Source organism: Pseudomonas sp. AK181, assembly GCF_051122975.1.
GTDB lineage: Bacteria > Pseudomonadota > Gammaproteobacteria > Pseudomonadales > Pseudomonadaceae > Aquipseudomonas > Aquipseudomonas lactis.
In genome coordinates, this window is sequence record NZ_CP146348.1 from 750,905 (window position 1) to 763,250 (window position 12,346).

At 59.7% G+C, this 12,346-nt stretch carries 13 protein-coding genes and 4 tRNA genes; 14 read left to right on the plus strand and 3 right to left on the minus strand.

Annotated elements, in window-relative coordinates:
* The first annotated feature begins 6 nt into the window (after positions 1-6).
* Together V8689_RS03590 and ispH are read left to right on the plus strand one after the other, a co-directional pair.
* A complete protein-coding gene (locus V8689_RS03590; RefSeq protein ID WP_169855857.1) occupies positions 7-444 on the plus strand; it encodes an FKBP-type peptidyl-prolyl cis-trans isomerase in 438 nt (145 codons plus the stop codon).
* 181 nt (positions 445-625) lie between these two features.
* Positions 626-1,573, plus strand: a complete 948-nt coding sequence (gene ispH, locus V8689_RS03595; protein ID WP_032893637.1) for a 4-hydroxy-3-methylbut-2-enyl diphosphate reductase — start codon at positions 626-628, stop codon at positions 1,571-1,573.
* Here ispH and V8689_RS03600 read toward each other — a convergent pair.
* On the minus strand, positions 1,527-2,108 hold the full coding sequence (locus tag V8689_RS03600; protein WP_056785322.1) for a GspH/FimT family pseudopilin: 582 nt from the start codon (positions 2,106-2,108) through the stop codon (positions 1,527-1,529). The two genes, ispH and V8689_RS03600, sit on opposite strands and share 47 nt — an antisense overlap.
* A 195-nt stretch (positions 2,109-2,303) precedes the next feature.
* On the opposite strand from V8689_RS03600, the gene pilV reads away from it, so the two are divergent.
* From pilV to thiO, 5 genes are read left to right on the plus strand one after another with little or no spacing between them, the layout of a single operon-like run.
* Entirely contained in the window at positions 2,304-2,789 is a 486-nt protein-coding gene (gene pilV / locus V8689_RS03605) for a type IV pilus modification protein PilV (RefSeq protein ID WP_056785319.1), read from the plus strand.
* Positions 2,786-3,493: a prepilin-type N-terminal cleavage/methylation domain-containing protein gene (locus V8689_RS03610; protein ID WP_056785316.1), complete on the plus strand. Its 708-nt coding sequence runs from the start codon at positions 2,786-2,788 to the stop codon at positions 3,491-3,493. The genes pilV and V8689_RS03610 overlap by 4 nt, the downstream gene beginning before the upstream one ends.
* 5 nt (positions 3,494-3,498) lie before the next feature.
* The gene (locus tag V8689_RS03615; RefSeq protein ID WP_056785313.1) at positions 3,499-4,029 is read left to right on the plus strand and encodes a pilus assembly PilX family protein; all 531 of its coding nucleotides are present in this window, start codon (positions 3,499-3,501) and stop codon (positions 4,027-4,029) included.
* 11 nt (positions 4,030-4,040) lie between these two features.
* Positions 4,041-4,445, plus strand: a complete 405-nt coding sequence (locus tag V8689_RS03620) for a type IV pilin protein (RefSeq protein ID WP_056785310.1) — start codon at positions 4,041-4,043, stop codon at positions 4,443-4,445.
* Between the two features lie 59 nt (positions 4,446-4,504).
* Entirely contained in the window at positions 4,505-5,614 is a 1,110-nt protein-coding gene (thiO, locus tag V8689_RS03625) for a glycine oxidase ThiO (protein ID WP_056785307.1), read from the plus strand.
* On the opposite strand, the gene V8689_RS03630 is transcribed toward thiO, so the two are convergent.
* Positions 5,601-5,834, minus strand: a complete 234-nt coding sequence (locus V8689_RS03630; protein WP_032897621.1) for a PP0621 family protein — start codon at positions 5,832-5,834, stop codon at positions 5,601-5,603. The genes thiO and V8689_RS03630 overlap by 14 nt on opposite strands.
* Positions 5,835-5,961: 127 nt before the next feature.
* Positions 5,962-6,987, minus strand: coding sequence for an outer membrane protein assembly factor BamD (locus V8689_RS03635; protein WP_056785305.1), 1,026 nt, complete (start codon positions 6,985-6,987; stop codon positions 5,962-5,964).
* Between the two features lie 149 nt (positions 6,988-7,136).
* Between V8689_RS03635 and rluD the strand changes: the two genes are divergently transcribed.
* From rluD to V8689_RS03670, 7 genes are all read left to right on the plus strand, one after another.
* Positions 7,137-8,099 (plus strand): 23S rRNA pseudouridine(1911/1915/1917) synthase RluD, encoded by a 963-nt coding sequence (rluD, locus tag V8689_RS03640; protein WP_003188422.1) that lies wholly within the window; start codon positions 7,137-7,139, stop codon positions 8,097-8,099.
* Entirely contained in the window at positions 8,096-8,821 is a 726-nt protein-coding gene (gene pgeF / locus V8689_RS03645) for a peptidoglycan editing factor PgeF (protein ID WP_056785302.1), read from the plus strand. Before rluD ends, pgeF begins: the two co-directional genes overlap by 4 nt.
* A 135-nt stretch (positions 8,822-8,956) precedes the next feature.
* Positions 8,957-11,521, plus strand: a complete 2,565-nt coding sequence (clpB, locus tag V8689_RS03650; RefSeq protein WP_003188426.1) for an ATP-dependent chaperone ClpB — start codon at positions 8,957-8,959, stop codon at positions 11,519-11,521.
* A 295-nt stretch (positions 11,522-11,816) separates the two neighbouring features.
* Positions 11,817-11,892: transfer RNA gene (locus V8689_RS03655), tRNA-Asn, on the plus strand.
* A gap of 9 nt (positions 11,893-11,901) precedes the next feature.
* Positions 11,902-11,978, plus strand: a tRNA-Pro gene (locus V8689_RS03660).
* A gap of 5 nt (positions 11,979-11,983) precedes the next feature.
* Positions 11,984-12,059 (plus strand) — tRNA-Lys (locus tag V8689_RS03665).
* A 188-nt stretch (positions 12,060-12,247) separates the two neighbouring features.
* Positions 12,248-12,324: transfer RNA gene (locus tag V8689_RS03670), tRNA-Pro, on the plus strand.
* Positions 12,325-12,346 lie beyond the last annotated feature (22 nt).

Here is a 12,346-nt window from a genome sequence, read left to right on the forward strand (position 1 = left end):
CAGGTATTGGCTGAGCAACGTATCGGCCAGAACACGGAAGTCACTTTGCATTTCGCATTGCGCCTGGAGAATGGCGACACGGTAGACAGCACTTTCGATAAGGCCCCGGCGACCTTCAAGGTGGGCGACGGTAACCTGCTGCCTGGTTTTGAAGCGGCATTGTTCGGGTTCAAGGCGGGCGACAAGCGCAACCTGCAGATCCTGCCGGAAAACGCCTTCGGCCAACCCAACCCGCAAAACGTGCAGATCATCCCGCGTTCGCAGTTCGAAGGCATGGACCTGTCGGAAGGCTTGCTGGTGATCTTCAATGATGCGGCCAATACCGAATTGCCCGGTGTGGTTAAAGCCTTCGATGATGCGCAAGTGACCATCGACTTCAATCATCCGTTGGCCGGTAAAACCTTGACGTTTGATGTTGAAATCATCGACGTTAAAGCGCTCTAACTGACGAAACCGGTTCCTGTGGGGCTGGCTTGTGTGGGAGCTGGCTTGCCTGCGATAGCATCACCTCGGTGTACCTGATACATCGAGTCGTTTGCATCGCGGGCAAGCCCGCTCCCACAGACGCTTATTCTATAGAGCTGAGTTGATCCAATTTCTTGGCCTGCAAGGCACGAGGCACAGCATGCAAATCAAACTCGCCAACCCCCGTGGCTTCTGCGCTGGCGTGGACCGGGCGATCGAAATCGTCAACCGCGCCCTGGAAGTCTTCGGGCCGCCGATTTATGTGCGCCACGAAGTCGTGCATAACAAGTTCGTGGTCGAAGACCTGCGCGCACGCGGTGCGATCTTTGTCGAAGAACTCGACCAGGTGCCCGATGACGTTATCGTCATCTTCAGTGCCCATGGTGTGTCCCAGGCTGTGCGTACCGAAGCGGCCGGCCGTGGCCTTAAAGTGTTCGATGCCACCTGTCCGCTGGTGACCAAGGTGCACATCGAGGTAGCGCGTTATAGCCGCGACGGTCGCGAATGCATCCTGATCGGCCATGCCGGTCACCCGGAAGTCGAAGGCACCATGGGCCAGTACGACGCCAGTAACGGCGGCGCCATCTACCTGGTGGAAGACGAAAAAGACGTTGCCAACTTGCAGGTGCACAATCCCGACCGCCTGGCTTTTGTCACCCAGACTACCTTGTCCATGGACGATACCAGCCGCGTCATCGACGCCCTGCGCACGCGATTCCCGGCCATTGGCGGCCCCCGCAAGGATGACATTTGCTACGCCACGCAAAACCGCCAGGATGCGGTCAAGCAACTGGCGAATGAGTGCGATGTGGTGCTGGTGGTCGGCAGCCCAAACAGTTCCAACTCCAACCGCTTGCGTGAGCTCGCCGAACGGATGGCCACACCGGCGTACCTGATCGACGGTGCCGAAGACATGCAGCGCAGCTGGTTCGACGGTGTCGAGCGTATTGGCATCACGGCGGGCGCCTCCGCTCCGGAAGTGCTGGTGCGCGGCGTGATCCAACAGTTGCAGGCCTGGGGTGCCACCGGCGCCGATGAGCTGGCGGGTCGTGAAGAGAACATCACGTTCTCGATGCCCAAGGAACTGCGGGTCCGCTCGCTGCTCTGACGGCCAGGGTGCTGGAATAGCCTCGGCATAATGCCTGTTCGGTCTTGTCACTGCGCAGGCTGATGCGCCCGCTGGGGGCCAGCACGATCTGATACAGGCTCTGTGCCTGGTCCTTGCCACACACGTGCACGGTGCCGGCACGAAATCCCCCGCCGGCGAACACCGGTTCCCCCAGGCCGCTGAAGCGCACCTGGCTCGTCACCGGGCCATTACCGGCGACCGGCACGCGCCCACTGCGCTCACGCTCCAGCAATACTGGATTGTCGTCATCCAGGTGGCCGCGCCCACTCACATCCAGTATCACGCGCCATCCCAGGCTCCAGTCCTCGTCCTTTGCATGAATGACCACCGCCCGGTTGCGCGTGATGGCCTCGGTGCGTGCGTAGCGCAACCCGGAGGCGAGTGATTGGGCCACGCCTTGTCGTTGCTGCGATTCAAGTAAACCCTTGAAACCGGGTACGGCCAGTTGCGCTAGAAAACTGGTGACGATCAGCCCCAGCAACATTTCAATCAGGGTGAATCCTTGTTGTTTCATGTGCGTTCCCTCCTTGGGCACGAGTGGGTTTTATAGGTATAGCGCTTGGTCCTTGGCGCTGGATGATGGCCTTTATGTCCAAAGTATTTCCCTTTATTCCGGGAGCTGCGCGGCTCGAAAACCGACGCTAGTCTTGGGTCGTACAGCAGGCTTTGCCTGTTTTTTCACCGGCCTTCGACATGGATGACGACGCAAATGCCAGCCTGCCAGAACCGATTTTTCCTGCGCGTTGCGCACTCGCGCCAGTCCGGCATGACGCTGGTCGAAGTGCTGGTAGCGCTGTTGATATTGGCGATCGGCCTGATGGGCGCTGCGGTACTGCAACTCAACGCGCTCAAGTACACCAACAGCGCCAGGATGACCAGCCAAGCCAGTTTTATTGCTTACGACATGCTCGACCGCATTCGCACCAATGCTGGCGCGGATTACACATGGGGCAGGGCAGAGCTGGCACCACCCAACACTGCCACCTCCAGCGTGCGTGACCTGGACCTGCACGATTTCGAAGCCAATATCATGGGGTTTGCCGGAGAGGGTGCCAAAGGTTCAGTGGTGGTGAACGGGCACGAGGTCACCATCAGCATCAGTTGGGCGGATGCCCGGGCAGCAAACCGTCCAGGGGCGCGGGAAACCTTCACCCTGAGCAGTCGCATCAGTAATGAACAAGGAGTGTCGCAATGAAGCGTGTTGTGCGAGGTTTCAGCCTGGTGGAAGTGCTGCTGGCGCTCGCCCTCGGGTTGGTCTTGATACTGGGGGCGAGCCGGATACTGATCAGTGCGCGGTTGACCCATGCCAGCCAGCAGGCCGCCATGCTGCTGCAGGATGATGCGCGGTTTGTGCTGAGCAAGATCACCCAGGATATTCGCCAGGCAGGCATGTTGGGGTGTTTGGCCGTGGCCGTTATCGACAATGCTCCGGCTGCCTTTGATCGGCCGATAAGCTGGGAAGCGGCGGGGAGTGCGAAGTCACTGACGCTGGTGACCGCGAACGTCGGCGACGGCGTCGGCAAGCCCGACTGGACGGTGCTCTCCGACTGTAAGGAGGCGGCCCAAGCTTATGCCGGCACACCATCCGCTGCCGAACCCGGCCAACTTCGCTTTGGCATACGCCAACTCACCTACACCTACGAGTCGGGCCAGTTGAAGATCAGTACCCCGGCAGCACCGGCCAGGGCGGTATTGATGGATAACGTACGGGCATTCGATGTCAGCTTCGGCATGGCGGCCACCTCGGCATCAACGGGTGTGGTGCGCTACGACAGCCATCCCGCCGATGAGTCGCTGATACGTAGCGTGCGCATCCTCATGACCCTTCAGGACCCCGCTGGGCGGGTGAAAGACCAGACCTACAGTGTCGTGGCGGCACTGCGGAATCGACTGGGGTAGGGGCGATGACCATACAGGGTGGTATTCGTGTACGGCAGGCCGGGATGGTGCTGCTGATCAGTCTGGTGTTTCTGTTGGTGCTGTCGCAGGTGGGGCTGTCTTCGATACAGGCTGCGGTCTCCCAGCAAAAAGTCGCGAGCAGCCTGTGGCATCGCAATCAATCGTTTCAAGCTGCCGAAAGCGGGCTGAGGTGGGGAGAGTCGGCCGTGCAAAGGGCTGGCCAGGCGATGCCCGTCTGTCACTCGATCACCCGCTGTGCGCCGCCTGCTGAAGCTTTTTTCTTGACGGCGGCCGGGACGAACCCTGCCTCGGCGGTCACCTGGATTGCCTTGAAGGATGGGTTTTATGGCATTCAATCCCTTGGGGAGGGTAAAGGGCTGGCTCATTTGCCGCCCCGTTCCCCGGCCATGCTTTTTCGAGTCACGTCGGTCGGGCTTGCGGGGCAATCGCGCACGGTGCTGGAGACGGTCTATGCACGGGTGGAGGAGGGCAGCCGTGTCAGGTTTCGACGGGTCTTATGGCGGCAACTTCAATAAGGAGCAATCGGATGGGCAAGGAGAGCCAGGGTTTTACCCTGATGGAGTTACTGATCGTCGTGGCGATCATCGCGTTGCTGGCCGGGATTGCGTATCCCGCGTACCTCGGCCAGGTAAAAAAGGCGTATCGGGCGCAGATCGTCGCGTTGTTGAGCGAACAAGCCCAGCATCTGGAGCGTTCTTACACCAGAAATGGCACTTTTATTGATGCGGGCGACGTCAGCGCGGGCAATGATCACTATAGAATCAGTGTCGTCCTGAACCCCCAGGATTTTGACCTGCTCGCCACACCTGCTGCGGACTCGGTCATGGCGAACGACGCGTGCGCAGCCTTCAGCTTGACCAGCACCGGTATGCGCAGCAACCCGGGAGCGGTGCCTGAACTGTCGCCCAAGGTCTGCTGGGGGCAAGGATGAGCGTACTTGAAGCGTGGGCGCCGGGCGCGCCTTTCCCTGTTTATCGGCTGGATCAAATGATGGCTAAGCAACAGCAAGTGGTGATTGTCGGCGGCGGAGTAATCGGGCTGTTGACGGCGTACAACCTCGCCAGTGAGGGCCAGGCGGTCACGCTGCTGGAGCGCGGTGGGCTTGGGCAGGAGTCTTCCTGGGCGGGCGGTGGGATTGTTTCGCCGTTGTATCCGTGGCGCTATAGCCAGGCGGTCACGGCCTTGGCCCATTGGTCCCAGGATTTTTACCCGCAACTGGCGCAACGGCTGTTTGCTGCCACCGGCGTTGATCCAGAGGTTCATACCACGGGTTTGTATTGGCTCGACCTGGATGACGAAGCGGATGCACTGGCCTGGGCTGCCCGTGAAGGGCGGCCGTTGAGCAAAGTGGACGTGTCGGCGGCCCATGACGCCGTGCCGGTGCTGGGGGGCGGCTACGCCCAGGCGATCTATATGGCCGACGTGGCCAATGTTCGCAACCCGCGCCTGGTCAAATCACTGAAGGCGGCGTTGCTGGCGTTGCCGAACGTGACGATTTACGAGCAATGCGCTGTGTCGGGCTTTGTGCTCGGCGACGACAGGGTGGTGGGTGTGAATACCGCTACCGGCCAGGTTTTGGGTGATCAGGTTGTACTCGCGGCCGGCGCCTGGAGCGGGCAATTGCTGGGTACGCTGGGCCTGGGGCTGCCCGTGGAGCCGGTCAAGGGCCAAATGATCCTGTACAAATGCGCGTCCGACTTTTTATCCAGCATGGTCCTGGCCAAGGGGCGCTATGCGATCCCGCGGCGTGATGGGCACATCCTGATCGGCAGCACGTTGGAGCATGAAGGATTCGACAAGACGCCAACCGACATTGCGCTGGAAAGCCTCAAGGCGTCTGCGGTGGAACTGATTCCCGCCTTGGCGGACGCCGAGGTGGTCGGGCATTGGGCCGGTTTGCGGCCTGGCTCCCCCGAAGGTATACCGTTTATCGGTGAGGTCCCTGGCTTCAAGGGGTTGTGGCTCAATTGCGGGCATTACCGCAATGGCCTGGTACTCGCACCAGCCTCTTGCCAGTTGTTCACCGACTTGCTGCTGGCGCGGGCTCCGATCATCGATCCAGCGCCTTACGCCCCCGCAGGTCGCCTCAACGCTGGATAGACTTTGGCCCTTGCTCCAGGTGCGCCTGGGTGCAGTACCATTGCTGGCGTGAACTCAGTGCGCGGTCCTGCGGCAGGTGCACGCCACAGTGGGCGCAACGCACCATCAGGGCCGCATCCGGCTCGGCGGGCCGTTGCTGACGGGCGGCAGGGTTTTTGAATTTGCGCCAGAACCATACCGCGGCAGCAATGACAGCAATCCAGAACAGTAGACGAAGCATGATGGGCAGTTTCTCGACAAGGAATGCGCCAGTTTAGCCAAGGTGATACCGGGCGCACAGGGCAATAAATACTCGCTCATAAAAAAGGGAGCTCCTTAAGAGCTCCCTTTTGCGTTGCGTCGAACAATCAGTCGAACACACCGAAGGTCATGTAGCTGAACCACGAGCGGTCCTGGTTATCGCCCAGGGCTTGCGGCTCTTCTTCTTCGATCACATCGCCGTTCTCGTCGTGCGGCTTGAGCTCGGAAGGAATGGCGTCCTTGGCGTCCTGGTACATCTTGATCACGTCCTGGTTGGCGCGGGTTTCACCCGGCGGCAGCGGTGGACGGGATTCGATCAGGCCCAGGGTGTACTTGCTCAGCCACGAACGGTTGTCCGCTTCGTCAACCTGGGGCACGAACTGGCCGTCTTTCAGGCTCGGGTGGTCAGGGTAGTTGAGCTTCAGGGTTTCCAGGCTGGTGGTGGCCAGGGTGTCCAGGTGCAGACGCTGGTAAGCCTCGGTCATCACGGCCAGGCCGTCACCCACGGACGGGGTTTCCTGGAAGTTTTCCACCACGTAGCGGCCACGGTTGGCGGCGGCCACATAAGCCTGACGGGTCAGGTAGTAGTGGGCCACGTGGATCTCGTACGAAGCCAGCAGGTTGCGCAGGTAGATCATGCGCTGCTTGGCGTCCGGCGCGTAGCGGCTGTTGGGGTAACGGCTGGTCAGCTGGGCGAACTCGTTATAGGAGTCGCGGGCAGCACCCGGGTCGCGCTTGGTCATGTCCAGCGGCAGGAAGCGCGCCAGCAGGCCAACATCCTGGTCGAACGAGGTCAGGCCCTTCATGTAGTAGGCGTAGTCCACGTTCGGGTGCTGCGGGTGCAGGCGGATGAAACGCTCGGCAGCGGACTTGGCAGCTTCCGGCTCGGCGTTCTTGTAGTTGGCGTAGATCAGCTCAAGCTGGGCCTGGTCGGCATAGCGGCCGAACGGGTAACGCGACTCCAATGCCTTCAGCTTCGCTGTGGCGCTGGTGAAGCTATTATTGTCCAAGTCTGTCTGAGCTTGCTGGTACAGCTCGACTTCGCTCAGGTTTTCGTCGACGACGTCCTTTGTTGACGAGCAAGCAGCAGTCATGGCGAGGATGGCGATCAGCAGCAGGTGTTTCACTTGCATGGCGGCTTGCGTCCCTATGACGGCCGCTGTCTTGGGCGGGGCCGTCCTGTTATGATGAGCGCCCCGTTGAAAGCCTCGGGGCAAAAGACGCCGTATTTAACCACAAGCGCGCAGCCGAAACCAAAGGCTACGCCACGCCTAGTCTGAGCATGTCCGATAAAATTGAACTTCGCGCAGAGGTGCCGTCCGAATTGGGCGGCCAACGCCTCGATCAAGTCGCCGCACAATTATTCGCTGAGCACTCGCGCTCGCGCCTTTCCGCCTGGATCAAAGACGGCCGCCTGACTGTGGATGGAGCGGTTATCCGCCCGCGAGACATAGTCCATGGCGGTGCGATTCTTGAGCTGACTGCCGAGCAGGAAGCCCAGGGAGAATGGGTCGCCCAGGACATCGAGCTGGATATCGTCTATGAAGACGACGACATCCTGGTCATCAACAAACCCGCAGGCCTGGTGGTTCACCCGGCTGCCGGGCACGCTGATGGCACCTTGCTCAATGCTCTGTTGCACCACGTGCCGGACATCATCAATGTGCCGCGCTGCGGCATCGTGCACCGTCTGGACAAGGACACCACCGGCCTTATGGTGGTGGCCAAGACCATTCAGGCGCAGACGCAACTGGTTACGCAATTGCAGAGCCGTAGCGTCAGCCGCATCTATGAGTGCATTGTGATCGGCGTCGTTGTGGCCGGTGGCAAGATCAACGCACCCATTGGTCGTCACGGCCAGCAGCGCCAGCGTATGGCGGTGATGGAGGGCGGCAAGCAAGCCGTCAGCCACTACCGTGTGCTGGAGCGTTTTCGCTCCCACACCCATGTGCGGGTCAAGCTGGAAACCGGGCGTACCCACCAGATTCGCGTGCACATGGCGCACATCAACTTCCCGTTGGTCGGCGATCCGGCCTACGGTGGTCGCTTCCGTATTCCGCCAGCGGCCAGCCAGACCATGGTTGAATCGCTCAAGACGTTCCCGCGCCAGGCACTGCATGCACGCTTCCTGGAGCTGGATCATCCGACGAGCGGTAAGCGCATGAGCTGGGAATCGCCACTGCCGGACGATCTGGTCTGGCTGTTGTCGCTGCTCAAGCAGGATCGCGAGGCGTTTGTCGGATGAGTGACTGGCTTATACCTGACTGGCCCGCGCCGGCTCGGGTAAAAGCCTGCGTCACCACCCGTGCGGGCGGCGTCAGCCTGGCGCCGTTCGACAGCCTCAACCTGGGCGATCATGTCGAGGACAGCCTTGAGGCCGTTCTTGAAAATCGCCGTCGCCTGAGTGACGCCTTCGATATCCAGCCTGCCTGGTTGCGCCAAGTCCACGGTACTCACGTGGTTGAGGCCGATCCGAGCCGTACTGTCGAGGCAGATGGCAGTTGGACTAGCACCCCTGGCATCGCCTGCACATCCATGACCGCCGATTGCCTGCCTGCGCTGTTCTGTAATCGGGCGGGCACCCGGGTTGCCGCAGCCCATGCCGGTTGGCGTGGCTTGGCGGCTGGGGTGTTGGAGGCCGCTTTCGAAAGCCTGGATAGCGCACCCGAAGACGTTCTGGTCTGGCTCGGCCCTGCCATTGGCCCACAAGCCTTTGAGGTCGGCCCGGAAGTGCGTGAAGCATTCATGCAGCAACTGCCGGCCACCGCTGAAGCCTTTGTTTCCAGCCACAACCCTGGCAAGTTCATGGCCGACATCTACCAGCTGGCGCGCCTGCGCCTGGCAGCGCGTGGTGTCACCGCTGTGTATGGTGGCGGTTTGTGCACTGTCACCGACCCGCGTTTCTTTTCTTATCGCCGCAGCCCGCGTACGGGCCGATTCGCCTCCCTTATCTGGCTTGAACGCTAGACTCTCCTGACCTGTATCAACCGTCCGCCGCTTGAAACGCCCAGAATCCACCCCATCTATAAGGGTATCTGGCAGGTTTCTTCATTCAGGATGTGTTTGTTCATAGCTCCGGCCTGCTCAAAAGGAAGGTGACTAATGCGTATTGATCGTTTAACCAGCAAATTGCAGTTGGCCTTGTCTGACTCTCAATCCTTGGCGGTGGGCCTCGACCACCCGGCCATTGAGCCTGCGCACTTGATGCAGGCACTCCTGGAACAGCAAGGTGGTTCAATCAAACCCTTGCTGATGCAGGTGGGCTTTGACGTCAACAGCCTGCGCAAGGAGTTGAGCAAAGAGCTCGACCAACTGCCGAAAATCCAGAACCCCACCGGCGACGTGAATATGTCCCAGGATCTGGCGCGCCTGCTCAACCAGGCCGACCGCCTGGCCCAGCAGAAAGGTGACCAGTTCATCTCCAGCGAACTGGTGCTGCTCGCCGCCATGGACGACAACAGCAAACTCGGCAAGTTGTTGCTGGGCCAGGGCGTGAGCAAGAAAGCCCTGGAAAACGCCATCAACAACCTGCGTGGTGGCGAAGCGGTGAACGACCCCAACCATGAGGAGTCGCGCCAGGCCCTGGACAAATACACCGTCGACCTGACCAAGCGTGCCGAAGAAGGCAAGCTGGACCCGGTGATCGGTCGTGACGATGAAATTCGTCGCACCATCCAGGTGTTGCAACGTCGCACCAAGAACAACCCGGTGCTGATCGGTGAACCTGGCGTGGGTAAAACCGCGATTGCCGAGGGCCTGGCCCAGCGCATCATTAATGGTGAGGTGCCGGACGGCCTCAAGGGCAAGCGCCTGCTGTCTCTGGATATGGGCTCGCTGATTGCCGGTGCCAAGTTCCGGGGTGAGTTCGAAGAACGCCTCAAATCCTTGCTTAACGAATTGTCGAAGCAGGAAGGGCAGATCATTCTGTTTATCGACGAATTGCACACCATGGTCGGCGCCGGTAAGGGCGAAGGCTCCATGGACGCCGGTAACATGCTCAAGCCCGCCTTGGCGCGGGGTGAGCTGCACTGCGTCGGTGCGACCACGCTCAACGAATACCGTCAGTACATCGAAAAGGACGCGGCCCTTGAGCGTCGCTTCCAGAAAGTATTGGTGGAAGAACCGAGCGAAGAAGACACCATCGCGATCCTGCGTGGCCTGAAAGAGCGCTATGAGGTCCACCATAAGGTGGCGATCACCGACGGTGCGATTATTGCGGCGGCCAAGTTGAGCCATCGCTATATCACTGATCGTCAGTTGCCGGACAAGGCTATCGACCTGATCGACGAAGCGGCCAGCCGCATCCGTATGGAGATCGACTCCAAGCCGGAAGTGCTGGATCGCCTGGATCGACGCCTGATTCAACTGAAAGTCGAATCCCAGGCGCTGAAGAAAGAAGAAGACGAGGCGGCCAAGAAGCGCCTGGAAAAACTTCAGGAAGAAATTGTCCGCCTGGAACGCGAGTATTCGGACCTCGAAGAAATCTGGACCTCGGAAAAAGCCGAAGTACAGGGTTCGGCGCAGATCCAGCAAAAAATCGAGCAGTCCCGCCAGGAGCTGGAAGCCGCGCGCCGCAAAGGCGACCTGAACCGCATGGCCGAGTTGCAGTACGGGGTGATCCCGGACCTGGAACGCAGCCTGCAGATGGTCGACCAGCACGGCAAGCCCGAAAACCAGTTGCTGCGTAGCAAGGTGACCGAGGAAGAAATTGCCGAAGTGGTCTCCAAGTGGACCGGTATTCCCGTGTCGAAGATGCTCGAAGGCGAGCGCGACAAGTTGCTGAAGATGGAAAGCCTGTTGCATCAGCGCGTCATCGGCCAGGAAGAGGCAGTGGTGGCGGTGTCCAACGCGGTACGGCGTTCCCGGGCAGGCTTGTCCGACCCTAACCGTCCAAGCGGCTCGTTCATGTTCCTGGGCCCGACCGGTGTGGGTAAGACCGAGTTGTGCAAGGCCCTGGCCGAGTTCCTCTTTGATACGGAAGAGGCCATGGTGCGGATCGATATGTCCGAATTCATGGAGAAACACTCGGTGGCTCGCCTGATCGGTGCTCCACCAGGCTATGTGGGCTATGAAGAGGGCGGTTATCTGACCGAAGCCGTGCGGCGCAAGCCTTATTCGGTGATCCTGTTGGATGAGGTCGAGAAGGCGCACCCGGATGTGTTCAACATCTTGCTGCAGGTGCTGGAGGATGGTCGCTTGACGGACAGCCACGGGCGTACGGTGGACTTCCGTAATACGGTGATCGTGATGACCTCTAACCTGGGCTCGGCGCAGATCCAGGAGTTGGTAGGTGATCGTGAAGCCCAGCGTGCGGCGGTGATGGACGCGTTGACCACGCACTTCCGTCCGGAATTCATCAACCGGGTCGACGAAGTGGTGATCTTCGAGCCTCTGGCGCGGGATCAGATCGCGGGCATCACCGAGATCCAGTTGGGCCGCCTGCGTAGCCGCCTGGCTGAGCGCGAGCTTGACCTGGAACTGAGCGGCGAAGCGTTGGATAAGCTGATCGCGGTCGGTTACGACCCAGTGTATGGCGCACGGCCGCTTAAACGTGCGATCCAGCGCTGGATCGAGAACCCACTGGCGCAGTTGATCCTGTCGGGCAGCTTTATGCCTGGCACTCGCGTCACGGCGACGGTGAAAGACGACGAAATCGTCTTCCATTAAGCCCAGCGCTTGGCGTAAACAGAGAAGGCCCCGCATCGCGGGGCCTTTTTTTTCGATAGGGCGTTGAACTGTAAGGCAAAGGCTTGTAAAGTGCGCCCCGCAGCAACGTCAGCCCACGGGTTTCTTCTCCCCAAGAAGAAATCAGAAAGAAGCGCAAATCATTGTCTTAAAAGCAATTTAAAGGGTTGACAGGGGGTTTTAAGATTGTAGAATAGCGCGCCTCAGAGACGCTAACGTAGCGATACGGACAGGGTCGAAGAGGAAGCAACACAGCAGTAACTTTGAAATATGTAGTTCCGTGATAGCTCAGTCGGTAGAGCAAATGACTGTTAATCATTGGGTCCCAGGTTCGAGTCCTGGTCACGGAGCCAATTTCAAACCGGGGTATAGCGCAGTCCGGTAGCGCGCCTGCTTTGGGAGCAGGATGTCGGGAGTTCGAATCCCCCTACCCCGACCATATTTGGGTCGTTAGCTCAGTTGGTAGAGCAGTTGGCTTTTAACCAATTGGTCGTAGGTTCGAATCCCACACGACCCACCATTTTTGAGACCAGTTGACGCTGGAATCAAATCTTAGAATCAGAGGTTCTAGCTCTGATAGAGGCGGTTTTACGGTTTTGGAAAGTGTTACAGCACTTAGATATCGCCGTAGACATGCAGCCGTCTGAGGCGAACAGTAGTTTCGGTTCGTCATGATGTCAATGTGCATAGGCTTTGCGATGCGCATTCCGGGGTATAGCGCAGTCCGGTAGCGCGCCTGCTTTGGGAGCAGGATGTCGGGAGTTCGAATCCCCCTACCCCGACCATATTTAATGAAAAAGGCGTCTT

Coding starts and splice junctions, on each gene's coding strand:
- ispH (WP_032893637.1), top strand. CDS start 626: ATGCAAATCAAACTCGCCAACCCCCGTGGCTTCTGCGCTGGCGTGGAC.
- V8689_RS03600 (WP_056785322.1), bottom strand. CDS start 2,108: ATGAAACAACAAGGATTCACCCTGATTGAAATGTTGCTGGGGCTGATC.
- pilV (WP_056785319.1), top strand. CDS start 2,304: ATGCCAGCCTGCCAGAACCGATTTTTCCTGCGCGTTGCGCACTCGCGC.
- V8689_RS03610 (WP_056785316.1), top strand. CDS start 2,786: ATGAAGCGTGTTGTGCGAGGTTTCAGCCTGGTGGAAGTGCTGCTGGCG.
- V8689_RS03615 (WP_056785313.1), top strand. CDS start 3,499: ATGACCATACAGGGTGGTATTCGTGTACGGCAGGCCGGGATGGTGCTG.
- V8689_RS03620 (WP_056785310.1), top strand. CDS start 4,041: ATGGGCAAGGAGAGCCAGGGTTTTACCCTGATGGAGTTACTGATCGTC.
- thiO (WP_056785307.1), top strand. CDS start 4,505: ATGGCTAAGCAACAGCAAGTGGTGATTGTCGGCGGCGGAGTAATCGGG.
- V8689_RS03630 (WP_032897621.1), bottom strand. CDS start 5,834: ATGCTTCGTCTACTGTTCTGGATTGCTGTCATTGCTGCCGCGGTATGG.
- V8689_RS03635 (WP_056785305.1), bottom strand. CDS start 6,987: ATGCAAGTGAAACACCTGCTGCTGATCGCCATCCTCGCCATGACTGCT.
- rluD (WP_003188422.1), top strand. CDS start 7,137: ATGTCCGATAAAATTGAACTTCGCGCAGAGGTGCCGTCCGAATTGGGC.
- pgeF (WP_056785302.1), top strand. CDS start 8,096: ATGAGTGACTGGCTTATACCTGACTGGCCCGCGCCGGCTCGGGTAAAA.
- clpB (WP_003188426.1), top strand. CDS start 8,957: ATGCGTATTGATCGTTTAACCAGCAAATTGCAGTTGGCCTTGTCTGAC.